Annotated in this window: 21 protein-coding genes; 16 read left to right on the top strand and 5 right to left on the bottom strand. The window is 39.8% G+C overall.

Annotated elements, in window-relative coordinates; all coding sequences use genetic code 11:
- Window positions 1-76: 76 nt before the first annotated feature.
- Together OSH00_RS12725 and OSH00_RS12720 are read right to left on the bottom strand one after the other, a co-directional pair.
- Window positions 77-415, bottom strand: a complete 339-nt coding sequence (locus OSH00_RS12725; RefSeq protein WP_266130716.1) for a DUF6616 family protein — start codon at window positions 413-415, stop codon at window positions 77-79.
- A 64-nt stretch (window positions 416-479) separates the two neighbouring features.
- A complete protein-coding gene (locus OSH00_RS12720; protein ID WP_266130715.1) occupies window positions 480-974 on the bottom strand; it encodes a MarR family winged helix-turn-helix transcriptional regulator in 495 nt (164 codons plus the stop codon).
- Between the two features lie 594 nt (window positions 975-1,568).
- Here OSH00_RS12720 and OSH00_RS12715 point away from each other — a divergent pair.
- Window positions 1,569-3,671, top strand: coding sequence for a TonB-dependent siderophore receptor (locus OSH00_RS12715; protein ID WP_266130714.1), 2,103 nt, complete (start codon window positions 1,569-1,571; stop codon window positions 3,669-3,671).
- A gap of 432 nt (window positions 3,672-4,103) precedes the next feature.
- On the opposite strand, the gene OSH00_RS12710 is transcribed toward OSH00_RS12715, so the two are convergent.
- A complete protein-coding gene (locus tag OSH00_RS12710) occupies window positions 4,104-5,102 on the bottom strand; it encodes an ABC transporter substrate-binding protein (RefSeq protein WP_266130713.1) in 999 nt (332 codons plus the stop codon).
- Between the two features lie 3 nt (window positions 5,103-5,105).
- Window positions 5,106-5,693 carry an ANTAR domain-containing response regulator gene (locus OSH00_RS12705; RefSeq protein WP_266130712.1) on the bottom strand — a complete coding sequence of 196 codons (588 nt, stop codon included), beginning with the start codon at window positions 5,691-5,693 and terminating at the stop codon, window positions 5,106-5,108.
- A gap of 433 nt (window positions 5,694-6,126) precedes the next feature.
- On the opposite strand from OSH00_RS12705, the gene OSH00_RS12700 reads away from it, so the two are divergent.
- From OSH00_RS12700 to OSH00_RS12630, 15 genes are all read left to right on the top strand, one after another.
- Entirely contained in the window at window positions 6,127-7,506 is a 1,380-nt protein-coding gene (locus tag OSH00_RS12700) for an MFS transporter (RefSeq protein WP_266130711.1), read from the top strand.
- A 45-nt stretch (window positions 7,507-7,551) separates the two neighbouring features.
- A complete protein-coding gene (gene nirB, locus OSH00_RS12695) occupies window positions 7,552-10,098 on the top strand; it encodes a nitrite reductase large subunit NirB (protein ID WP_266130710.1) in 2,547 nt (848 codons plus the stop codon).
- 17 nt (window positions 10,099-10,115) lie between these two features.
- Window positions 10,116-11,741: a nitrite reductase small subunit NirD gene (gene nirD, locus OSH00_RS12690; protein ID WP_266130709.1), complete on the top strand. Its 1,626-nt coding sequence runs from the start codon at window positions 10,116-10,118 to the stop codon at window positions 11,739-11,741.
- A gap of 182 nt (window positions 11,742-11,923) precedes the next feature.
- Window positions 11,924-14,716, top strand: coding sequence for a nitrate reductase (locus OSH00_RS12685; RefSeq protein ID WP_266130708.1), 2,793 nt, complete (start codon window positions 11,924-11,926; stop codon window positions 14,714-14,716).
- The gene (mobA, locus tag OSH00_RS12680) at window positions 14,713-15,351 is read left to right on the top strand and encodes a molybdenum cofactor guanylyltransferase (RefSeq protein WP_266130707.1); all 639 of its coding nucleotides are present in this window, start codon (window positions 14,713-14,715) and stop codon (window positions 15,349-15,351) included. Before OSH00_RS12685 ends, mobA begins: the two co-directional genes overlap by 4 nt.
- Before the next feature lie 188 nt (window positions 15,352-15,539).
- Window positions 15,540-16,664, top strand: coding sequence for a GTP 3',8-cyclase MoaA (gene moaA / locus OSH00_RS12675; protein WP_266130706.1), 1,125 nt, complete (start codon window positions 15,540-15,542; stop codon window positions 16,662-16,664).
- Window position 16,665: 1 nt separating this feature from the next.
- Entirely contained in the window at window positions 16,666-16,974 is a 309-nt protein-coding gene (locus tag OSH00_RS12670) for a MoaD/ThiS family protein (RefSeq protein ID WP_266130705.1), read from the top strand.
- A gap of 1 nt (window position 16,975) precedes the next feature.
- A complete protein-coding gene (locus tag OSH00_RS12665) occupies window positions 16,976-17,611 on the top strand; it encodes a molybdenum cofactor biosynthesis protein MoaE (protein ID WP_266130704.1) in 636 nt (211 codons plus the stop codon).
- A gap of 60 nt (window positions 17,612-17,671) precedes the next feature.
- Entirely contained in the window at window positions 17,672-18,595 is a 924-nt protein-coding gene (gene moaCB, locus OSH00_RS12660; protein WP_266130703.1) for a bifunctional molybdenum cofactor biosynthesis protein MoaC/MoaB, read from the top strand.
- Window positions 18,592-19,836 carry a molybdopterin molybdotransferase MoeA gene (locus OSH00_RS12655; protein WP_266130702.1) on the top strand — a complete coding sequence of 415 codons (1,245 nt, stop codon included), beginning with the start codon at window positions 18,592-18,594 and terminating at the stop codon, window positions 19,834-19,836. The genes moaCB and OSH00_RS12655 overlap by 4 nt, the downstream gene beginning before the upstream one ends.
- Window positions 19,837-19,854: 18 nt before the next feature.
- The gene (gene modA, locus OSH00_RS12650) at window positions 19,855-20,610 is read left to right on the top strand and encodes a molybdate ABC transporter substrate-binding protein (RefSeq protein WP_266130701.1); all 756 of its coding nucleotides are present in this window, start codon (window positions 19,855-19,857) and stop codon (window positions 20,608-20,610) included.
- Between the two features lie 11 nt (window positions 20,611-20,621).
- Window positions 20,622-21,320 (top strand): molybdate ABC transporter permease subunit, encoded by a 699-nt coding sequence (gene modB, locus OSH00_RS12645; protein ID WP_266130700.1) that lies wholly within the window; start codon window positions 20,622-20,624, stop codon window positions 21,318-21,320.
- Window positions 21,307-21,948 (top strand): ATP-binding cassette domain-containing protein, encoded by a 642-nt coding sequence (locus OSH00_RS12640; protein WP_266130699.1) that lies wholly within the window; start codon window positions 21,307-21,309, stop codon window positions 21,946-21,948. Before modB ends, OSH00_RS12640 begins: the two co-directional genes overlap by 14 nt.
- 319 nt (window positions 21,949-22,267) lie before the next feature.
- On the top strand, window positions 22,268-23,266 hold the full coding sequence (locus tag OSH00_RS12635; RefSeq protein ID WP_266130698.1) for a carboxymuconolactone decarboxylase family protein: 999 nt from the start codon (window positions 22,268-22,270) through the stop codon (window positions 23,264-23,266).
- A 176-nt stretch (window positions 23,267-23,442) separates the two neighbouring features.
- A complete protein-coding gene (locus tag OSH00_RS12630; protein WP_266130697.1) occupies window positions 23,443-24,831 on the top strand; it encodes a methylenetetrahydrofolate reductase C-terminal domain-containing protein in 1,389 nt (462 codons plus the stop codon).
- A gap of 6 nt (window positions 24,832-24,837) precedes the next feature.
- Here OSH00_RS12630 and OSH00_RS12625 read toward each other — a convergent pair whose 3' ends face one another.
- Complete coding sequence (locus tag OSH00_RS12625) at window positions 24,838-25,500, bottom strand: epoxyqueuosine reductase QueH (protein WP_266130696.1); 663 nt, start codon at window positions 25,498-25,500, stop codon at window positions 24,838-24,840.
- Window positions 25,501-25,784 lie beyond the last annotated feature (284 nt).

The raw sequence follows: 25,784 nt of genomic DNA, 5'->3' as shown, positions 1-25,784 counted from the left end.
CAGATTAAGTGGATAAATTTTATCTAAAAATATTGTATTTTGCTTACTTGCTCATGCAAATATGGTCCGACTTCACTCAACTATTGACCAAAGCTTGGAGGTGTTGAGGAAAATATCCTTCAGCGCCTGCAGCATTAATATGATCAAAATATTGATACCAACCACTGGCATGAATCCCATCAAGAAGCGCTTCACGCGCCTTTGAATCTGAAAAGCGCCAAATTCCTAAATATTGATGTGGTGTACTTTGATCGATCGGAGAAATGGTTTCTGTGAGGGTCAAAACTTCAACGCCCAAGCTTGACAAGTTTCCTAGAGCCTCGCCAACTTTGCTTAGATATTCCATTCGTTGTTCATTTGGAAGTGCCTGCCAAGTAGCATTGGGGGTATATAATTCAACAAGATAGTGGTACATATTGTTTTTCCTTTCTTCGGTGGTTTTTAAAGTTTTAAATTTGTTTTATACGTATTGAAATACTCTAAGTTTGTTGATGAATCAGATTTTGAGTAACTTTCCCCAAAAGCGCTGAAAATTGTTCACGTTCCTGGGTGCTTAAGTTGCCAAAAATCTGGGCAATCCAACGACTATGTTGTTCAAACACGATTGTCGCTGTTTGTTTGCCTTTAGCAGTCAGACGAATTTGCAAAGCACGACGATCACCCTGATCAGCAATACGTGCAATGAGTCCATCTCGTTCTAATCCATCCAATAAGCCAGTCACTGTGGCACGGGTAATTCCTGCTCTCTGTGCAATATCTTTAGGCGCCAATCCTTGAGGTGATGAGTCGAGTAAGAACAGAACAACAAAACGTGCTTCAGTTAAACCATGTGGAGCAAGTTGTATTGCACAGTCATGGTCAATCAAAGAAGCAAGAGAGAGGGTTTGAAAACACAGTCGTATACTTTCAATGTTCGCAATGTTCTGTTTACTCGCTTCATCCAAGAGGGCTTGGTATTTTTGTTCAAGCTTCATTTTATTAGTTACCATATAGTATGGTGGCTAATCATATATTCATCCATAGTTGCTGTCAATTCAATTTAAAATTGAGTCAAAAAAAGTGAATGAAATAGTTAAATTTTTTATATTAAAAATAAATTTAAAAAATGTGTTATTAAGTGTTTATAAAGCTATATTTTACAATCTATTTTGATTGATTGAAGCAATGCAAACAGTTGGATTGTTTTTCTAATCATCATGTTTTAAGAGTGTACAGATCATTCAAAATAGAAATCAAACGAAATGAATTGAATGAAATAAAGGAATAAGTTCTCTAATACTTCAAAAATATCGACAGAATTTTTTACTTCTAAAATAAATAAATCACAGCGGAAATGACTGAATATCTTGTAGTAATCACATCTTTAATCTAATGCTTATATATTGGATGGTATGCGATATAGTCTTGATATTTAAAAATGAATAAAGATAAATCAACAATATGGTATTTCTAAATTTTATTGAACAAGGAAAAAATAGGATATTCAACGTGATTTTTTAGTATGAAATTATTATAAATTTAAATGAAAATGATTATAATTGCCTTTAAATTTTTTTGGCTGTTGTTTAATGCAATTTAACAAATCCTCCCTGACATTTTCCGTGCTTGCTATCATGGCAAGTAGTTCCTATGCACAAACTGAGGTTGGTCTTGAACAGCAAGCAGATACTCAAAAACTACCCACTATCACGGTTCAAGCTGCAAATGATCAGCAAGCTTACGCAGCTAAAACCGCAAATGCTGTTTTGAGATCGAATACGCCTTTATTTGAAACAGCTCATTCGATTAGTGCAATTGGTCAGCAACAAATTGAACAAAAGCAGGCGAAAACTGTGGCTGAGGCCTTAGAAGGTGTCGCAGGGGTGACATCTGGACAATATGGTCGTCGCGGATGGGACGACTTTATTATCCGTGGACAGATTTCTAGTTCTCAAACCTTTATTGATGGTCTACGGATCCAAGCATCGGATAATGTTTTACGTGCTGAAGATATTTCTGGGCTAGAATCAATTGAAGTGGTTAAAGGTCCAACTTCAGTGGGCTTTGGACTTGCCTTGCCCGGAGGATTGGTAAATTTAACCACCAAGCGTCCGCAAGCCGAAACAGCCTATAAAGGAACACTGAGTTATGGAAGTTATGGTCTAAAAGAAGGAACATTTGATCTTAATTATGCACCCAATAACACTGCAAAAGGTGCTTTTCGAGTGGTGGGACGAGTATCTGATCAGGATGACCCGACAGATCATGTCTATTTTAAAAATCAATATATTGCGCCATCTTACAATTTTGACTTAGGCGAAAAAAACGATCTCTCCGTCATTGCCAGTTACCAACATCGTGAATATATCCGTCAACAGGGTATTCCTTATAGCAAAGGCAATTATAAAAACTATCCATCAAGTCTGTTTTTTGGTGAGCCAGATCATGGTTATGATGTTGATGTTTATCGTCTTGGTGCAAATTATGCACACTATTTTGACAATGATTGGGTGTTTAAACAGAACTTTGCAATCACGAAGACAGATACACAGGGTAATCCGATATTGGCATCGGGAAGCAATACATTACCGATAATAAAACGTGCAATTAACAACCAAGACAAACAGGATTTGAACTATACTCTGGACAACAATTTGCAACGTAATTTTGATTTTGGAAAGGTCAATTATGATGTGATGGTTGGGGTCGATATGATGCGAGAACGAAGTGATTATGCGCGTCGAACAGATACCATTAATGCTTTTAATGCAGATCGTCCTGTCTATGGAATCACCAGTACAAAATTAGGTACGCCAACTCAAGAGTTGACCTATAGTCAATATGCAGGACTCTACCTCCGCAATACCATCAAGATAGATGATCACTGGATTATTGGACTATCAGGTCGTCATGATTGGACACAAATTGAAATTGATAATATTTTAAAAAATACCAGCACTAAAAATTCAGATCGTGCATTTACAGGTAGCGGTTCAGTGATGTACCGCATCAATGATATGTTTGCACCCTATGTCAGCTATTCTACTTCTTTTATGCCTGTAACTGATGTAGGTGAAAACAGACAATTGCTGAATCCGGAAAAGGGTAAACAAGCCGAAGTTGGGGTCAAATTACAGGCACTTGATCAACGTTTACAAGGTTATGTTGCCTATTATGATTTAACCCGCAGAAATGTCACTGAAGCAGATGCTTCTGGAAATTTTTCAATTCAAACAGGTGAACAAGTCACTCAAGGGTTTGAAGCTGAAGTGGCAGCAGCAATCAGCAATCAATGGAATATTTCAGCGAACTACAGTTATATCCCAAAGGCAGAAGTGACTGAAAGTGTAATCAGCAGTGACATTGGTAAGCGTAGTAATCATGTACCTAAAAATGCCAGCGCATTGTCAACTCAATATTATTTTAGTCCAGATAAACTGGGTTGGAATATTGGTGCAGGTATTCGTTATCAAGGTTCTCGTACTGCGCAGCGTAATGCTGACTTTGTTTATCTACCAAGTTATGCATTGTTTGATGTTAATGCAGGATATGAAACTAAGAATTGGGGTGCAGGGCTCAGTATAAAAAACTTATTTGATCGAGAATATCTAGCAGGAACTACACCGAATGCTCAGTTGGTCAACTGGGGTGATCCAATGATGGTACGCTTGAATGTAAAATTTAAATATTGAACTGATTCTTCTGACACGAAACGTATCTTATTAACGTCTTGTGCTAAATGAAAGTTGTGAATTCGGGAACTGAGGCCTAAAAGCAATAGGCTTCAGTTCCTTTTGCTATATTTAATACCTCTTTAAAAATTTAATTCTTTTTAAAGATATTAGGGTCTGTTGACAATTCGTCTATGTTTGCGACTAGGTGTGTTTTTTAGGCGATTCTAGGCACGAAATACGAAATTTAGTCATTCTAAATGAGTGGTTCGTAACGAAGAAGCGACAAAAAACACGCTAGTCCCGAAGGGTTGTGGTTAAAATTATCTCAGGCTACGTTATGAAACTTAAAAATAGTCTCGCTATTCATTTCATGCCTGCTCAATTTTAACCGACAACGCAAGCCATTTATGAAATGTCAACAGACCCTAGATGCTGACTCATTGAGATGATTCAATGATTTAATATAGACTTACCGATACATTGAACTGCAATCGCTTTCATTTGTGACGGGTCTAATTTTAAATTTTCCCACTTGCACATCTGTTGCAAAATCCATTCAAAATCATCAGCTTTAGGGGGATCTTGCATCCCAAAAGAACGAATAATACTTTGAATTTTATAAAAGGCTTGGGTATGAATCAAATGAGAACAATTAAAACGGATAATTTCACTTTGTTCTAACATTTCCCAGAACTGTTGAAGAGATTCAACTGATCTCAAGTCTTGTTGTGCTTGCCGGATGGCAACTTCAAGCGCATGTAAAGTATGAGGATGTTTTTGCGCCCATTCCTGCGTTGTGGCCATAACTTTGTCTGCGACTTCAGGAATAATCTGTTTGCTATCAGCAATCACCAGACCATGACCTTGAATTTGTGCTTGAATATTCCAAGGTTCGCCGACACAAAAGCCATCTATCAGTTGGGTAGAAATTGCTTCTACCATATAGGGTGGGGGCAGCGTTAACAGTTGATGTGTTTTTGCAATATCTAAATCCGCCAAAGCCAACCATTCTCTTAAGCAATAGTGATGAATGGATTGTTTAAATACATGTGCCAGTTGGATTTGATGCCCCTGTTTGATTGAATCAACAATTTTCATGGCCGACTGTTGTGGTGTATCTTGAGCAGATATTTCGAGATCATAACAGAGCTTTTGACTCAGGCTGATAAATGCACGATTGGTGCTGAGTACCAATGTACTTTGTAAAGGGATTCCCAGTTGATCATTGCCTGTGGCAGCGGCAGGAAGCATCGCCGATAAGCAATGTGCTGCATCTAAAAGACCAAAAGCCAAACGGTCACGCAGGCTTGCCCAAGATGGCTCTTTAACCAAGGTGACATTTAAACCTTGTGCAGTGAAATAACCTTGATGTTGTGCCCAAAGGATTGCAGTGCAGTCCAATAAGGCAATATAGCCGAATTGAATATCAGTTTTTTCAAGAGCATGCATAGGTTATTCCTTAAATTGAGATTGAAGCAAAGCCTGTGCTTCAATTAATTTCCGTGCCATTTCCCCAATCGTCATACGATGGCTCATGGCGTTTTTACGCAATAAACTGAATGCTTTTTCCTCTTCGATTTGATGCATCTGCATCAGCATCACTTTGGCTTTTTCAATGTCTTTACGGTCTGCAAGTTTGCATTTGGTTTCATTTAAATCTTTGAGTAATTTTTTGTGTTTTTTAAATTGTTCAATGGATATCTCTAAAATATTTTCTAGCTTTTCGGGATCGATTCCATCCACGATGTAGGCCGTTACGCCTGCTTCAATGGCACTTTTTATGGTGTCTTTTTGCGAATTTTTGGTAAATAAAACAGTGGGTAAATCAAACTGACTGACACAACTTTCGATGATGTCACGATGAGGATGATCCATGTCGAGCAAAATTACATCGGCATGGAGTTGCTGTAGGTCCGTACTATTTAAATGATCAATCATCAGGCAAGCGACGACTTCAAAGCCATGTTCGATTAAAGATGATCTGATAAAAGATGCACGTTCTATATCATCATCAATGAGTGCAATTTTTAATTTTGACATGCAACAACTTAAAGGTGTCTAGACATAAAGATTCACTCAATGATAAGCAATTTCGGTGCCAATTCTTTTACAGCGCTCAGTTTAGATTATGAATCAAGGGTTGAAGAACCCAAATAGATCGAATGCACTGTATTGACGCAATTTGCATTCTAAACATGCAATAAGTGGTGAGGAGAAAGAGAACAGCACTGTTTAAATCTTTATATTTTAATTCAAAAGGCACCATTAATTTTATTCATTTAAAGCTGATCGAATAAAATTAAATATAAAAACAGAGGTTTAAAAAAATTGGCACGAACTATGCTTACACATAAGCAAGTCAAAGAAGACTTTCAAAATTTGTAAGACGGCCAACGACGTCCGTTCTGATCGTTACTGATATGCCCTGTGCATAACAGCAACTTATATGCGTTCAGTTCAGGAGATCGAAGCTATGTCTTCAAATTTAGATGCGAAAAAAGCAACAAAAATAAATCTGTTTAGTTTCAGCAGCGCAGCAATGCGGGCCTTCCATATGAGTTGGCTCGCTTTTTTTGTCTGTTTTTTTGCATGGTTTGCCTGTGCGCCTTTAATGCCCGTGATTGCAGGTGAATTTCATTTAACCAAAGATCAAATTGCCAATATTAATATCGCTGCTGTTGCCATCACCATTTTAGTCCGTCTAATCGTGGGACCTTTATGTGATAAATATGGTCCACGTAAAACCTATACAGCATTGTTGATCATCGGCAGTATCCCCGTATTTGGTGTAGCTTCTGCAAATAGTTATGAATCCTTTTTATTCTTCCGACTCTTGATTGGTGCAATTGGTGCCAGCTTTGTGATTACACAATATCACACCAGTATCATGTTTGCGCCAAATGTCGTAGGTACAGCAAATGCAACAACCGCAGGATGGGGAAATGCCGGTGGTGGTGCAACTCAAGCTTTGATGCCTTTGATGCTTGCAGCATTGGTAATGTTTGGTGTGGAACAAGCAATGGGCTGGAGAGTTGCACTGGTTGTACCGGGTGTACTGATGCTGATTGTCGGTGCGATGTACTGGAAATTCACTCAAGATGCGCCACAAGGTAATTTTAAAGAACTTCGTGCACAAGGTGTACAAGTGGGCAGTGATAAGAAAGGGGGTATGGCAATTTTAGTTCATGCTGCAAAGAACTATCGTGTTTGGATCCTATTCGGTGCTTATGCAGCATGCTTCGGTATTGAAATTTTCATCCATAACATTGTCGCAATGTATTACGTCGACCATTTTAAATTTGGTTTAAAAGAAGCAGGAATGGCAGCAGGTATTTTCGGTTTATTGGCACTCTTCGCTCGTGCTTTAGGTGGCATTGTTTCAGACAAAGTGGCGACAAAAAAGGGTTTGGATGGGCGTACCAAAGTGCTGTTTGCCATGATCTTGATGGAAGGTGTTTTTCTCATCGTGTTTTCACAAATGAATACCGCAATTTTAGCAATACTTGCAATGACAGTCTTTGCTTTATTTACCCATATGGCTTGTGGGGCAACTTATGCACTGGTGCCATTTATCGATCGTGATGCACTGGGTGGTGTTGCAGGAATCATTGGTGCTGGTGGAAATGTTGGTGCGGTGGCAGCAGGTTTTTTATTAAAAGGCATGTTGGATATTCAAACCACATTAATGGTGTTGGGCGGTTTGGTGGTAATCGCTGCGAGTTGTGTGTTGATGATCCGCTTCTCAGTTGAACATAAAGAAAAAGAGCAAAAGTTATTTGAAGCCGCTGTACTTGAACGCAATAGCATGGAACAAAATGCGACCACAAGTATTAAACACAACAGTGCGGCTTAATTGAGTCACAAATAACAAAAGCAAAGGTGAATTGAGGAGAATGAAATGAAACTTGTCATGATTGGTCATGGAATGGTTGGGCACAAATTTATTGAATCTGTGTTGGAACATGCGGGTGATGAAATTGAAATTACCATTTTGGCTGAAGAACCACGCCTCGCTTATGATCGGGTACATTTAACAGAATATTTCACTGGAAAATCAGCAAAAGATTTAACTCTTTGTCGCTCAGACTTTGCCGATGCTTATGGCATAGATCTTCGTTTAAGTACCAAAGCCATCGCAATTGATACAGTCAATAAACGTATCACCACCCATCAGGGTGATGTGATTGCCTATGATAAATTGGTACTTGCCACAGGTTCTTATGCATTTGTCCCACCTATTCCGGGAAATGAGCGCGAAAACTGTTTTGTCTATCGAACCATTGATGACTTGGATGCAATTCGTGCAGCGAGTTTAAATGCCAAATCAGGTGTCGTGATTGGTGGTGGTTTGCTTGGTCTTGAAGCAGCAAAAGCTTTGAGAGATTTAGACCTTGAAACGCATGTGGTTGAGTTCGCACCTCGCCTTATGGCCGTTCAAATTGATGATTTAGGCGGTAAGGTGTTACGGGCAAAAATCGAAAATCTCGGTGTAAAAGTCCATACCCAAAAAGCCACTTCTGCGATTGAAGCAGGTCAGAACAGTACGCACTTGATGAAATTTGGTGATGGCTCTGAACTTGAAACCGACATTATTTTATTCTCCGCAGGAATTCGTCCGCGTGACGAATTAGCCCGTCAAAGTGGTTTAGTTTTGGGGGAGCGTGGCGGTATTGCGATCAATGACTATTGCCAAAGTTCAGATCCAGATATTTATGCGATTGGTGAATGTGCGTTATGGAATAACAAAATTTATGGCTTAGTCGCACCTGGCTACGATATGGCACGTATTGCAGCCAAGCACGTGATGCAACAAAGTTGCAGTGCGTTTGCTGGTGCAGATATGAGTACCAAATTAAAACTCATGGGGGTAGATGTTGCATCCGTAGGCGATGCACATGCAATGACACCGAATGCATTAAGTTATTTCTACGCAAATGAAGCTGCGATGGTTTATAAAAAAATCGTCGTCAATGAGGAGAAAACACAATTATTAGGTGCAGTACTGGTGGGCTGTGCCAAAGAATATAATGATTTATTGCAAATGATGTTGAATGGCTTGGCTATTCCAGAAAATCCAGAAAGCTTAATCATGCCGGGATATGCTCAGTCTGCCGCTAAAGCAGGCGGGAGTGGAGTCGATCTATTGCCTGATAGTGCCACTATTTGTTCGTGTAATAACGTATCCAAGGCAGATATATGTCAAGCAATCGCTGATGGATCGACTTCATTAGGCGCTTTGAAAAAATGCACCAAAGCTGCAACGGCATGTGGTGGCTGCGCACCTTTAGTTACACAAGTTTTAAAATCAGAGTTACAGCGTCAAGGCGTCACAGTCAATAACCATCTTTGTGAGCATTTTGCTTACTCTCGTCAAGAGCTGTATCACTTGGTTCGGGTCAATGAAATTAAAAGCTTTGATGATTTGATTGAACAGCATGGCCATGGTTTGGGCTGTGATATTTGTAAACCAACAGTTGCCAATATTTTAGCCTCTTGTTGGAATGATTTTGTTTTAAAACCAAGTCATGCAGGACTACAAGACAGCAATGACTATTATCTGGGCAATATCCAAAAAGACGGCTCTTATTCCGTCGTACCGCGTATGGCTGGTGGTGAAGTAACCCCAGATGGTTTAATTGCCATTGGTCAAATTGCCAAAGAATATGGTTTATACACCAAACTTACAGGTGGACAACGTGTTGATATGTTTGGTGCGCAAGTGCATCAGTTACCTGAAATTTGGCAAAAACTGATTGATGCAGGTTTTGAGTCTGGACATGCTTATGGGAAGTCATTACGAACAGTAAAGTCATGTGTAGGCAGTACTTGGTGCCGCTATGGCGTGGATGATTCTGTAGGTTTAGCGATTTTTCTTGAGAACCGCTACAAAGGCTTACGTTCACCACATAAATTAAAAATGGCGGTTTCAGGCTGTACCCGTGAATGTGCAGAAGCACAAAGTAAAGATGTGGGCGTGATTGCAACTGAAAAAGGTTGGAACCTCTACGTCTGTGGAAATGGTGGAATGAAACCACGCCATGCCGAATTACTGGCTTCAGATTTAGATACGCAAACTTTAATTCAATACATTGACCGATTCTTTATGTTCTATATCCAAACAGCCGATCGTTTACAACGTACTTCAGTGTGGCGTGACAATATGGAAGGTGGTTTGGATTATCTAAAAGATGTGGTGATACATGATTCTTTAGGCATCGCGACAGAATTAGAGCGCCGTATGAGCCATGTGGTTGGAACTTATCAAGATGAATGGCGCACTGCAATTGAAGATCCTGAAGTTCGTAAACGTTTTGTGACCTTTATCAATGCGAAGTCGCAACAACAACAAGACCCACATATCCAATTTGCAGAAGTTCGTGGACAAATTCGCCCTAAAACCCAAGCGGAACGTGATCTTAGTCGTATTCCTGTCGTTGAAGCTTAAACATAAGAGACAATCTGATGACAATTTTAAAAGAAATGAATGAATTAGACTGGTTAGATATCTGTGCTTTGGACGACATCACGCCCAATACAGGTGTCGGTGCTCTGTTGGATGAGCAACAAGTTGCGATTTTTCGTATAGGAAATGAAAAGCGAGTATATGCGCTCAGTAACCAAGATCCATTTAGCCAAGCATTTGTGATGTCACGTGGAATTATTGGTGATCTTCAAGGCGAACGTGTCGTCGCTTCCCCCATCTATAAACAACATTTTAGTTTAGCCACAGGGCGTTGTTTAGAGGACAAAGACCAAAAATTATTGGTCTTCCCAAGCAAGATCGAAAATGGTCGGGTCTGGATTAGCCCAACGCCACAAAAAACCTATATCACCAACAATGGTATGACTCAGGAAAAGATGAAGCTGGTTTTGATTGGTAACGGTTTAGCTGGGATGCGTTGTTTGGAAGATCTGTTGGATATGGCACCTGAGCGCTACGAGGTTACGGTGATTGGTGAAGAACCATGGGGGAACTATAACCGAATTATGCTGTCACCTGTTTTATCGGGAGATAAAACAATAGAAGACATCATGTTACACCCACATGCATGGTATGCCGATAAAAATATCCGTTTCATCGCAGGTGATCCAGCCGTGCGTATAGATCGTCCTCGTAAGCAGATCTATACCGAAAAAGGTTTAATGGTGGATTATGACCGTTTAATTCTAGCCACAGGTTCTAAGCCATTTATCCCCCCTGTTCAAGGTTCTGATCTCAAAGGAGTATTGAGTTTCCGTGACATCTATGATGTCAACAAGATGCTGGAATATTGTCAGTCCAAACGTAATGCAGTGGTGATTGGTGGTGGTTTATTGGGCTTGGAAGCTGCTTATGGATTAAAACAACGTGGCATGAATGTCACAGTTTTGCACTTGATGGATCGTATTATGGACCGTCAATTGGATGCCAAAGCCAGTCAAATGTTGCAAACAGCAATCGAGCAAAAAGGTATTTCGATTATCACGCAAGCCAATACAGAAGAACTGTTGGGTGAGGAGGGTCATGTCAGTCAAGTGCGCTTAAAGGATGGCACGGTATTGGATGCCGATGTGGTTATTTTTGCCGTTGGTATTCGCCCAAATATGGCTTTGGCACAAAGTGCAGGATTGCGTTGCAATCGTGGTGTGTTGGTCAATGACACTATGCAAACCTATGACCCGAGTATATATGCTGTAGGTGAGTGTATTGAACATCGCCAGCAGACTTTTGGTTTGGTTGAACCACTGTGGGGGCAAGCTTTTATCTGTGCATCACATTTGGCAGAGCATGGCAGTTTGACGTTTAAAGCACCCACTGTTCCCACTCAACTAAAAGTCAGTGGTTGTGATGTTTTCTCCGCTGGACGTGTTGATATCGAAAATAACCAAGAGAATGAAGGCTTTGAAGATATTGTGTTGAATGATGAAAAACGACAAATCTATAAACGCATTATTATTCAAAAAGACCATGTTGTGGGTGCGGTGTTATTTGGAGATACAGAAGACGGTGCATGGTATGCAGAATTGATTGCTGATCAAACGCCGATTTCAGTGATTCGCAATAAGTTGCTATTTGGTCGAGATTTTGCATTGAAAAAAGCAGGCTGAGTTTATTCATTCTTATATTTCCCTCCGTCATATTCAGTTGAACTTACGTGCTTTAAATGAGCTCAATATGGCGTTTAATTTCTCTAGTATTGGCCAACTTGTGTTGCGGTGATCGAGAGAGTCGGGAGATTGAAATTTTTTTAAATTTTAATTCAATGCACAAAATAAGGAGCACCGCAGAAATGAATAGTATCCCTGTCGTGGAACTGCATAGCTCCACAGAAACCAAGATCAAAACCACACACACCACATGTCCTTATTGCGGTGTAGGTTGCGGTGTCAGTGCAACAGTGGAAGCAACTGCATTTGGGCAAAAGCTCTCTGTTACAGGTGATATCAATCATCCATCCAATTATGGAAAACTGTGTATCAAAGGCAGCAATCTTGCTGATACCGTGGGTCTGGAAACACGTGTTTTACATCCGATGCTTGGACGTCATCGTCAACGACATGTCACAGATTGGGATAGCGCAACTGATTTAATAGCCAATAAATTTCAACACTATATCGATCAATATGGACCCGAAAGTATCGCATTTTATGTTTCAGGACAGTTGTTGACTGAAGACTATTATGTGGTCAACAAATTTGTAAAAGGCTACTTAGGTACAGCCAACATCGACACCAACTCAAGGTTATGCATGTCTTCGGCTGTTGCGGCACATAAACGTGCTTTCGGAGAAGACTTGGTTCCGGCTAGCTATGAGGATTTTGAACATACTGACATGGTGGTCTTGGTTGGATCAAATACAGCATGGTGTCATCCTGTATTGTACCAACGCATCATGCAAGCCAAAGAGCGTAGGCAACAGCAACAAGATGATTTATTTGTGGTGGTCATTGATCCACGGTTTACCGCAACATGTGAAGCTGCAGACTTGCATTTACCGATTCAAATTGGACAAGATGTTGCGCTGTTTAATGGGCTACTGCAATATTTATATCAACATGACTATACCGATAAAGCATTTGTGAATGCCCATACACAAGGATTGAGCGAAGCATTACAAAGTGCTGAAACGGAAGCAAACTTAGAAAATGTTGCCAGAAAAACAGCGATTTCACAGGAAAAATTAAAGCTTTTTTTTGAAAAATTTGCACACACTGAAAAAGTGATGACGCTTTTTTCAATGGGCGTTAATCAGTCCTCCCGAGGTGTGGATAAAGCCAATAGCATCATCAATTGTCATCTGTTGACTGGAAAAATTGGAAAGTTAGGTGCAGCGCCATTTTCGATGACGGGACAACCAAATGCCATGGGTGGGCGTGAGGTGGGCGGGCTTGCCAATATGTTGGCCGCACATCTGGATTTGGAGAATCCTCACCATCAACAATTGGTGCAAACATTTTGGAACAGTCCAACAATTGCTCAACACATGGGTTTAAAAGCAGTAGATTTATTTGAGGCAGTTGAACAAGGAAAAATTAAAGCCATTTGGATTATGGCGACCAATCCAGTGGTGAGTTTACCCAACGCAGATCAGGTTAAACGTGCTTTAACTCAATGTGAGTTTGTGGTGGTATCCGATATATGTAAAGACACCGACACTACAGCATTTGCGGATGTACTTTTACCCGCTTTGGGTTGGGGAGAAAAAGATGGAACAGTGACCAATTCTGAACGGCGTATTTCAAGACAACGGGCCTTTTTATCAGCACCTGAACAGGCAAAAGCAGATTGGTGGTCTGTGTCGCAAGTAGCAAAAAAAATGGGTTTTACAGGTTTTGAGTTTGAAAATTCTCATGAAATTTTTAAAGAACATGCACAGTTATCCGCTTATCAAAATGAAAGAATGTCATCTCGTTCAGAGACTGACACATTTCGATATTTTAATTTGGCAGGTTTAACTGGTCTTTCATTTCAGCAATATCAAGCGCTTGCACCAGTACAGTGGCCTGTATTGGATTTGGAACGTCAGCAAGATGTGGCTCAATTGTTTTCATCTGGGCAATTCAGCCATACCAATGCACATGCCAAATTTGTTGCCACAACTGCGATTGATCCAGTGCATTCAACGACACATGAATATCCTTTAATTCTCAATACAGGGCGGATTCGCGATCAGTGGCATACCATGACTCGCACCGGTCTTTCTGCAAATTTGTCTAGCCATAAGGCAGAACCTTTTTGCGAAATCCACCCCAATGATGCACTGAAATACGGAGTGAAGGACGGTGAACTGGTTGAGATCAAATCCGCATGGGGTTTATGTGTATTAAGAGCGGTATTGAGTGAAGACATTCGCCGTGGACAGATTTTTTCCCCAATCCATTGGAATGATCAGTTTGCATCCGATGCACGGATTGGAAAAGTGGTCAACCCTGTGGTTGATGCGATCTCAGGAGAGCCTGAATTCAAGCATACTCCAGTGATGATTCAACCATTCTATACACAATGGCAAGGCGTGTTTTATGTACGAGTGGGTTATGAACATCTGGTTCAAAACAGTATTGAAAGTACAGTTTGGTGGACCAAAATTAAAACCACACAGGCGATACGTTATGAATTGGCAGATCGGCGTCGTTTTGAGCAAATTACCCAGCATTTAAAGCAGCTTTTACCTTTTCAAGATGAAAGCTTTGAATGGCTGAATTTAGAAGATCAAACCGCACATATGAGTCATAGTGTAGTCTTAAAAGATGGTCGCCTGATTGCGAGCTTATATATCGCACCGAAAGCTTTATTACCTGATCGGGACTGGGTTGCCAGTTTATTTAAGCGTGAACGACTCAGCGCAATGCACCGAAAAGCACTTTTGGCAGGACAGGCCATGTCCATAGCAAACAGTGATGGTCCACTGGTTTGCAGTTGTTTTAAAGTGGGTAAAAATCGAATTATTGCCACCATTAAAGAAAAAAACATCCAGCATGAAAAACAAGTCACTGCATGCCTAAAAGCAGGTGGTAACTGTGGTTCCTGTCTACCTGAGATACGTGGACTGATTAAAGCCTGTCAAGCGGAGGCAATAGAATGAAAAAAAATAGCGCAATAACAACAAAGCTGTTGACATACCCTCAAACTGATTTGGTGATCCTTGCGGGTGGTCAAGCAAGACGCATGAATGGAATAAATAAGCTTTTGCAAAAGTTTGATGATCAAATTCAGTTGCTAAAAATCCATCAACAACTGAAGCATCAAGTTGCACAAGTTTGGGTTAACAGTCATCGTGATTATTCGATTTATCAAAAACTGATCCCCAATATTTATTGTTATCAAGATGATGAAAATGGCTTTTTAGGGCCTCTCATGGGAATGAAAAGTGCGTGGTCTTATGTGAAATCCGACTATGTGTTGTTTGTGCCCTGCGATGTGACATTTGTTCCAGTACAGGTGATTGAAAAATTACATCGGGCTTTAGCACGTGTCCCTTTGGCAGAGGTGGCTTATGTTGAGATTAATGGCAAAGCGTTATATCCATTCTGTCTGTTAAAGCGTAGTGCATTCGCCATGATACGCACTCATCTTGAACAGGGACAGCGCAGTTTAAAACAGTGTTTTAGTGATTTGCACGCTCAAAAGGCAGCTTTTGAAAATCATGCACTATTTTTTCACAGTATTAATTCTTTAGATGAGCTACAGCAATATCGCCAGTTAAAACTGTTGTATTAAAAAATAGATTATTGTTTTAAATCATGGGGTTAATTTTTAATAAAAAACAATAACGGTGATTTTATTTTAAGTTTGCTTTGAAATGATCAAAGTTGGAACACTTTTTGCAAATTTAAACTTAAGAAAATAGTGCAAATTTCAAGTTTAAAAACATTTTGAACTTAAACAGTGCTTCAAGGGATGTGTGTATGAATGCAATGACACCACATAAACAGAATACTGCTTTTATCGACCAACATGGTCGCATCAAGCGAAAGCTTCGAATTTCAGTGACTGATCGCTGTAATTTTAAGTGTGTTTATTGCATGCCTGAACATCCTGAGTGGATCAAAAAACATGATTTACTCAGTTTTGAAGAGCTGTATGTTTTTTGCGAGTTTATGGTGCAGCGTGGAATCGAGCATATTCGTATCACAGGTGGAGAACCGCTGATGCGGCAAGGTGTCGTACATTTCATTCAAGATTTACAAAAATTGAAGAAGTTGGGCCTAAAAAGAGTTTCGATGACCAGTAATGCTTATTACCTGAAACAATATGCAGCGCAGTTAAAACAAGCAGGGCTTGATGATTTAAATATCAGTCTAGACAGTTTGCAACCCAGCCAATTTAAAGATTTGACCAAAAAAGAATTGTTTCCTGTACTTGAAGGAATTCGAGCCGCACAACAGGTCGGCTTAAAAATAAAGATCAATGCGGTACTCATCAAAGGTCAAAATGAAGATCAAATTTTACCTTTGGCACATTGGTCGATTCAAAATCATTGCATCGTGCGTTTTATAGAGTTTATGCCTTTAGACGGTGCAGGACATTGGACACAAGCAGATGTTGTCAGTGAGCAATATATCTTAGCGCAATTAAAGCAGGATTTTGAGGTCAGCTTACAACAGGGGCAATCCTCTGAGCCTGCTCGACAATATTTAATTAATGGTTATCCGATTGGGATTATTTCAACCATCACTCATTCATTTTGTGGCACTTGTGATCGTGTGCGTCTGACAGCTCAAGGCGATTTTTTTCATTGTTTATTTGCCCCCCAAGGCATTTCGCTCAAAGCACAGATTAAAGCATTACAACACACACATTTAGCTCAAACACTGACGGCGCAGTCCATCGCTTTTGAAGAACAAACTAGATTGCCCCAACGCTTTTCATTTGCTGCTCAAACATCGAATTCTCAAGCTAATTTACAGTTACAACAGACTTTAAGTGATTATATTTGGCAGAAAAAAAGAGGCTTTCATGAGATTGCTCAAGAAGCAAAGTCAGCTCATACCCAATCTCGAAAAATCAGTATGTATATGATTGGAGGCTAATATGTTGAATTCTCCCGTTTTTTCAAAAACAGCAATAGAGCACGATTCAAAACAATCATCACAAACAATTGAGATTAAAATTGAATGTTTTGGTGCGATTGAACGTTTATTACCTGCAAATTTAAGCCTGCAATCCAAATCTGGAATGACAATCTCTGACGTTTTAGATGACCTAATACGCAGTTATCCGGAGGCAGAATCATTGCTTGATCGCTGTGCCTGTGCGATCGGTGAAGACATCATTCCACGTCAGACTTTATTAGAATCAGACAGTATCGTGGTTTTACTGTCTCCAGTTGCTGGAGGTTGATATGCATATATCTCAACATAGCCTAAAACAATTCAATAGAATTCAAGACTCAGCACTTACCCAAGATATTTTTGATTCTATTCAAGACTTTCCTGAATGTGGTGGAATTGGTTTTTTTATTGGAACTGTGCGAAATCATCATGAAGGAAAAGCGGTCAAGTCGTTAAAATATACTGCATATGCGCCTGTTTCTGAAAAAATGATCCGACAAATTGAACAACAGATCCAACAACAGTTTGCAGTGTCTTATGTCCGCGTGATTCACCGTATTGGGACTTTGGATATTGGTGAAAAAGCCATTATTGCAGTGGCCTATGCAGCACACCGTCGAGAAGCTTTTGCTGCATGTGAAGAGGCTGTAGAACGGGTAAAACATGAGGTTCCTGTGTGGAAAGAAGAGTTTTATCAAGATGGTAGCAGTCAATATGTTGCAGGCTGTTGTATCCGCAGGGACTATGTAGGAACAAGTCAAGTTTCACAGAGAGAAGCTTCCATGCAACAGCACTGTGAACATCAACACCATGCAGCTGAATCTGACCATCTTAAGCTTGGTCCTCACAAACATCAGCAAGATACAGAGCAACACGCTGTACTGAACAAGTCATGTGAACCAACCATTTATCAATGGCATATGTAAAAGCATATTCAACACAGCACGATTTGCCTTGGAAAATTTTCGCAGTAGAAGGAAGATGTCATGAAAAATGTGGGGATGAAAGCAGAAAGCTACCGTACCGCGGTTGCAACAGGAATATTACATGCGCCTTCGCATTGCATCGAACTGTTGAGAAATGGCAATACTGAGAAAGGTGATGCATTAAAAACTGCCCGTATTGCAGGAATTTTGGCAGCTAAACGTACTGATGAGTTAATTCCACTGTGCCATCCTTTGCCGATCTATCGTGCAGATGTGGAATACGAGTTAAATGAAACTCATGTGGTGATTATTGCGACAGTTGAAACAATTGGTCCAACTGGCGTAGAGATGGAAGCATTAACAGCAGTGAGTTTGGCAGGGTTAACTTTGTACGATATGTTGAAACCGCACTGTGAACCCGAAGATTTATGTCTAGATCAATGCAAATTACAAAAGAAAAAAGGTGGGAAATCGCACTTTACTCGGGTACTGAAGCAACCTTTGGCAGCTTCAATTATTGTTTTATCCGATACGGTTGCTTCAGGTAAAAAACCAGATACTGCTGGGCAAAATGTATTGGAGATCCTTGAAGAAGCCAATTTTGTGGGAATTGACTATCAAGTGATTCCTGATTCACCGGAGCAATTATTGGCTTTAATTGAACAGCAAAAAAATCAATACCCACTGATTCTAACAGTGGGAGGGACAGGATTAGGGCCAAAAGATCTCACTGTAGAAACCATTCAACCCTTACTTCAGCGTGAAATTCCCGGTTTGATGGAAGCTTCACGTAGCTTTGGTCAGCGCCGTACACCTTATGCTGCTTTGAGTCGTGGGGTTGCTGGCTATATTGAAAAAAGCTTGGTCATCACCTTGCCGGGAAGTAGACAAGGTGCGCAAGAATCATTGATTGCGATTTTACCAGCTTTGGTTCATCTCTTTGATGTACAAAAGAACATTCCACATGCAGGAGGCTATCAATGACTCAACAAGAAGTCAGTCATGGTTGTGGTGGAGAAAAAGGCTTAATTTCTATTGATCAAGCTTTAGCACTTATTTTGACGCATACTCATGGTTTGGACACAGAAGTTTTACCGCTGAGCCAAGCGCTTAATCGATACCTTGCAGATGATGTTTTTTCAACGATTGATTTACCTCTTTTTTCGCAAAGTGCTGTTGATGGTTATGCATTAGCAAGTCAAGAACCGATCGAAGCAGGGGCTCAGTTTGAAGTGGTGGGTGAGGTGCGTGCAGGGCAAACAGTCGATGTGAAACTGTTACAAGGACAGGCCCTACGAATATTCACAGGAAGTCAAATACCGATAGGAACTACGACAGTTGCCCGTCAGGAAATTGTAGAAGTGCTTAGTACACAAGAAATTAGAATCAATGAAAAACTAAAACTACATGCTGATATTCGAGATGCGGGTGAAGAACTGACACAGGGTCAATTGCTTGCGCCTGCTGGTCAGAAGCTGAATACGGGAGGTATTGCTGCATTGAGTATGGCAGGAGTGAAACAATTGAAGGTCTTTAAATACCCTAAAATTGCTGTGGTGATTACAGGGGACGAAGTTGCTGAGGCCGTTGAGTGTTTAAACTCAGGTAAAATTTTTGATGCGAATGGACCTTTGATTCAGGCATGGTTTCAAACTCAGAATCAATGCATAGATTTGATTCATGTGAATGATCAACAGCAGCAAGTTCTGAATTTATTTGACGATCTCAAAGATCAATATGATGTCATCCTAAGTACAGGTGGTGTTTCAGTGGGAGACTATGACTTTGTTCGACCTGTTGCACTCAAGCTGGGTTTTGAGCAAATTTTTTGGAAAGTCAAACAAAAACCTGGCAAACCGATGTTATTTGCCAAATATCAGCGAAAAGACCAAAAGCAATGTTATTTATTAGGATTGCCGGGAAACCCTGCTGCGGTCTATATCGGTATGCAAATCTATGTTTCAACTTTGCTTAATGCCCTGCAAGGGCAAAAAATACAGCCTCAATGGCTAAACGGTATCATCAGCCACACACTTAAACCCGATACACGTGAGCGATTCTTAAGAATGAGTGCTGTCTTTGAGCAAGGTCACTTAAGTTTAAAAAGTTTAGCCAAACAACAATCGCATATGCTCAGTAATCTTTTCAATGCCAACTGTATTGTACGTGTTCCCGCAGAGCAAGATATACACAAAGGGCAGATTCTATCTGTGTTATTCATTTAAAACCAAGAGAGTAAAAAAATGCGTACACTGATCAATTTCACATTTACTTTCACTGTGTTTTCGACACTGTCACATGCTGAAATGGTGAAAATCTACTCGGCAGCGAGTTTAACCAATGCTGTCACAGATATTGCCAAAGTATATGAAAAGCAAAATCCAGAGATTAAAATCGTGCCTGTGTTTGGTGCATCATCAGCACTGGCAAAACAGATTGAAGCAGGTGCACCCAGTGATATTTTCTTGCCTGCCGATCAGGATTGGATGAATTACTTGGTACAAAAGCAAAAAATTCAACACAACCAAGTGAAGCCCTTTCTGTTTAATCAGTTGGTCTTAATCAGCCCAGTTCAAAGTAAACAGCAATTTAAAGCTGTGCCACAGTTCAATTTTGCGCAATCCTTTCAAGGTCGGTTGTGTACGGGACAAATGGAATCTGTGCCCGCAGGTAAATATGCCAAACAAAGCTTAATTAAGTTGAATTGGCTCAATAGTTTGAATGGTCGAATTGTTGGTACGGACGATGTTCGTTCAGCGTTAGCATTTGTTGAACGCGGCGAATGCCAAGTTGGAATTGTCTATAAAACAGATGCATTGATCAGTAAAAAAGTCAAAATTTCAGGTGTTTTTCCAAGCAATAGTCATCAACCCATTGTCTATCCGATTGCTTTGACTCAACAGGGGCAAAATAATCCATCTGCGGTCAAATTTAATCAATACCTAAAGCAAAATCCGCAAGCCAAAAAAATACTGCTTCAATATGGATTTACACTTTAAGGCCATCGAATATGTTAAGCCCTGGAGAGTGGAGTGCGTTGTATTTATCGGCAAAGGTTGCAACTTTTGCAACCTTATTTTGCCTGCCTTTTGCTGTAATGCTGGGTTGGATACTGGCGCGTTATGACTTTAAATTGAAGTTTGTTGTTGAAGCATTCCTGCAAATGCCAATGGTCTTACCTCCAGTTGTTTTAGGTTATTTGCTTTTAATCTTATTTGGTGCACAGGGTTGGATTGGTCAATATCTTAGTCAGTTCGGCATTCAAATGGCTTTTGATTGGAAAGGTGCAGTCTTGGCATCGATGGTGGTGGCTTTTCCACTTATGGTGCAACCGATTCGTTTGTCTTTTCAAATGATCAATCGACAGTTGGAACAGGTGGCAGGCTCTCTAGGTGCCAGTCCATTCAAAGTATTTCGTAGTATTAGTTTACCTTTGGCGATACCGGGTATTTTAATCGGGAGTATTTTATGTTTTAGCCGTAGCTTGGGGGAATTTGGTGCAACCATTACTTTCGTGGGTAATATTCCAGATGAAACACGCACTATTCCAATCGCAATTTACTCCTTGATTCAACAACCTGATGGTGAGCAGGCTGCCATGCGTCTGGTAGGACTGTCTTTGTTGATCGCTTTCTCTGCACTGATCGCAAATTATTATATTTTGCAGAAATATCAGCGAAAACTAGGAGGCAAAGATGCTGCAATGTGATTTTCAGTTTCAATATGCTGACTTGAATCTACACGTACAGTTGCACATGAAACAACAATTACTGGGGGTGATGGGAGCCTCAGGATGTGGCAAATCAACCTTACTTAAAAATATCATGGGGCTATTACATCCGAGCCAAGGCTCAATATTACTGAATCAACAGGTATTATTTGATGATCAGAAAAAAATTCGTGTCCCGATGCATGAGCGCCGTATTGCTTTGGTTTTTCAAAAGGCATGGTTATTTCCACATATGAATGTACAACAGAATTTAAAATATGCCGAACATTTACGCACTGATCTCGATAAAAAATTTGCTTTTGAGCAGATTGTGGATTTATTGGAACTGAGGAGCTTACTCAAACGTCATGCACATCAACTTTCTGGTGGCGAGGCGCAACGTGTTTCAATTGGACGAGCATTGTTGTCTTCTCCAGATTTATTATTACTGGATGAACCTTTAACAGGTTTGGACCAACGCTTAAAACAGCAAATTTTACCTTTTCTTGATCGGGTAAAAACCCAGACTCAATTGCCGATGATTTATGTGACACATCACGCCGATGAGTTGGCTTATTTAAATGCGCAAGTGCTTTATATGGATCAAGGAAAAATAATCAATACTTAAAACTATTCAGCTTTGTCAAAAGACGTGCTGCTGTCTTTGTTTGACTGTTGATTTATTGCTTTGAGACCTTTGGAGGGGTATAAAATGTTACAATAATAATAATTTCTACAAACACCTTTTAAATAAAATGCATATTTCTGTGTTAATTTTATACAATGATAAGACTTCTTGAAGCAAACATATAAAAATAGCCTTCTAAAAATAATCAGTATTGAAAATCCAGCATTTCCATTTAGTTTCATACCCTCTGGCTTTATTGATTTGAGAATTATCTAACTGATTGACATCATAAATTTATAAACAGAGCAAAGAGAAAAAGATGTGCTTTAAACATACAGTGGTTTTGACCGCTTACTTGATTGGAATTGCATGGGCTGTGCCTGTACCAGCCATGCATACAAGCAATTTAAATAGGGATGGTCATCCATATATTCACGATCCATTAGATTATCAAACGAAAGGAGAGACGATGGTGACTAAGAATCCATTGCCAGATTTTAGCCCCTCTATTAAAAATGAAATGCAATTAAGTCGATATGAAAGAGGTTGGGAAAAACTCAAAGAAATTGATGGTGAAGCCGGTGAAAAAGTCATTCAAAGTTTAAAAGATATTTCACCTGATTTGGGGACATATATTATTGAATATGCATTTGGTGATGTTTATTCCAGAACGGAACTTGACCTAAAGTCCAGAGAAATCGCAGTGGTTGCTGCCTTGACGGCAATGGGGAATGCGCAGCCACAATTAAAAGTACACATCAATGGGGCATTGAATACGGGAAGTACTGTTAATGAGCTTAAGGAAGTCATTTTACAAATGTCTGTATATTCAGGTTTTCCAAGCAGCATCAATGCAATGAATATGCTCAAAGACGTTTTAGCAGAAAGAAAAAAACAGGGAATTTATGATGAAATAGGCAGAACAGCAAGCAAAAGTAGTCATATTGATCGATTGAAATTAGGAGAGCATGAATTATCACAGTTGGATAGTCAGCAAGTTGATCGGCTAAAAACAGCTTATGCTGAATTCTCTCCCGAATTGCTCAAGTTTACTCTTGAATATGGATATGCTGATATTTTCTCAAGGGATAATTTAAGCAAGCGGTACAGACAAATTGCGACGATTGCGGCATTAACGGCTTTAGGAACAGCACAACCCCAACTCAACTTTCATATCCATGCAGGTTTGAATGTTGGACTAAGTGAAACGGAGATCAAGGAAATTATGCTTTTAATGTCAGTTTACTCAGGCTTTCCCTCTGCAATCAACGGAACAAACGTGCTTAAACAAGTTTTAGCAGAACGTATAAAAAACTAAAATTTTACAAAGAGTCTGATCGGAAATTTTTAGTATGGTCGCTTTCAATTTATAAACAGCCCATTTAAAAGACTGCATGCCCGATAAAATTGTGTTTAAGCACAGTAATTTGATGCAAAACAATCTATAATTCTGACTTAATTTTGTTGTTCTTTTAGCTTTTAAATTTGTATTTTATGTCTCAGCTTTCCCAATATTTTGTGCAAAATCAATTTTGTTGCTTGGTCGAGTATCTGCCTACAAAAAACCAAGTACTGCCTGTAAGGGAAACTTTGGCTGGTTTTCCAGCTTGTATGACCTTGTCCGATCGTGTTCGTTCTGATGAAGATATTGAACCCTTGATCGCTGCACAAGCCTATCCGGATCATATTGAAAAAGTTTTGCATTATGCGGGTAAGGGAAGAGATATTAATGATTTTAATCTATTTTTAAAACAGGCGGATGCAGTCGGATTAAGAGATCTCTTATTGTTGACAGGTGACAAGCTAAAGAAACACCATGATGGGCAGGGGCAACATCCCAGAACCCGTTATTTGGAATCGGTCAATGCGGTTATGGCGGCTCAAAAATACGGTGGTTTCCATATTGGGGTGGCTTTCAATCCATTTAAATATACCCAAGCAGAACAACAAGCACAGTATCTAAAACTACATAAAAAATTAAATGCAGGTGCAGACTACATCATTACTCAATTGGGCTTTGACCTCTCTGCTTTAAAACAGGCACAAAATTTTTTAGCTCAAGAAAAATATACTCAAAAAATTCTTGCTTGTGTGATGCCGCTGACTTTAGCGCGCGCACAATTTATGGTGAAGCATAAAGTTGCTGGCATCGTCATCACTCCACATATGCTTGAGGTTTTAGCTCAGGATCAGGTCGATCAGTGCTCGGAAAATGCGTATAAACGCTGCGCTTTGCAAATTCTAATTTGCCAGCATTTGGGTTTTGCCGGTGTACATCTTTCGGCATGCCATAAAGCAGATGAGCAAATGTATCTAGAACAGTATATTGAACAATATCGTGATCTGAATTTGTCCCAATGTGAGATGCTGTGGAATCAATTATGGCAGTTGACTGATGGGAAGCAACTTCGACCAAGCGTTGTGGTTAAACGCATGAAATCACCATTGAATAAAAAGGTGAAATATCAGTTTTTAGACTTGATTCATCGTGCCATGTTTCAGTCTAGCTTTGTAAAAGGGGTGGGTCGTTATATTTTTAATGCAAGTTTTTGGAACATAAAAGTGGCTAACAAAGTACTTTTGCAGGCTGAATATTTAAGTAAACATTATTTGCTGGGCTGTGAAAGCTGTGGACAATGCCGTCTGGCTGAAACGTTGTATATTTGCCCGGAAACCTGTCCCAAAGGACTCGCCAACGGACCTTGCGGCGGTACTGATTTAGATCGCTGTGAGTTTGGCGACAGGGAGTGCATTCATTCGGTCAAATCACGTCTAGCGTATGATGTAGATCAAATTCAACTGTTAAAAAAACAACTGATTCCAACGGTACCGATAGACGTGCGAGGAACCAGTTCTTGGAAAAATTGGTATCAGGCCGAGTAATCGAATTTAGTCCTCATTCACCATAGCATTGCTGTAAAATTTTTCACCTAATTTAATTCGATCACGACCATTTTTCATTCGCCAGCGATTGGTATCACGTAGTGAATATACACAGCCACAGTATTCCTGCTGATAAAATTCTTCTCGTTTGCTGATTTCAATCATGCGATGTGCGCCGCCATTTTTGCGCCAGTTATAATCCCAATATTCAATTTCAGGATAATGTGCTGCGGCTCGAATTCCGCAGCCATTGATCTGCTGCATGTCTTTCCAACGGGATATCCCCAAGGAACTGCTGATTAAGCGAAAACCATGTTCATAGGCATACAGGACCGTACGCTCGAAACGCATATCAAAACACATGGTACAGCGTATGCCTTTTTCAGGTTCATTTTCCATGCCTTTGGCGCGGGCAAACCAATTGTCTGTATCATAATCGCAGTCGATAAATTCAATATTGTGTTTCTCGGCAAAACGAATATTTTCTTCTTTCCGTATCAGATATTCTTTGACTGGATGAATATTCGGATTATAAAAAAAGATCGAAAAATCAATGTCTGATTCAATTAAGCTTTCCATCACTTCACCTGAACACGGCGCACAGCATGAATGAAGCAACAATTTATCGTGCCCTTGAGGTAATTCGAGTTTTTTTCGTTCCAGTGTCATGTTGAACAATATAAAAAGTGATGGATTGAATATTGTAAAAGTTTTTATGTGATGTGGGATTGCGATTAGGTGAAATGTTTTCAGGTTAAGCTGAACGATTTTCTATTGAATATTTCAGGTTGCAGATTTTAACTCTGATATCAGTGGTTTAATTTAATGTTAATGCACTTTGAAATAAAAATATATTTTTGTACTAAACCATTTCGTCTGATTTAAAGTGAAAAAAAATAATTATATTGATCATTAGGTGAAAATAATTAAACATAAAGGCAGTGAATCAGTTA

The organism is Acinetobacter nematophilus (assembly GCF_026344175.1).
GTDB classification, from domain to species: Bacteria; Pseudomonadota; Gammaproteobacteria; order Pseudomonadales; family Moraxellaceae; genus Acinetobacter; species Acinetobacter nematophilus.
This window is presented reverse-complemented; position numbering and strand designations above follow the sequence as displayed.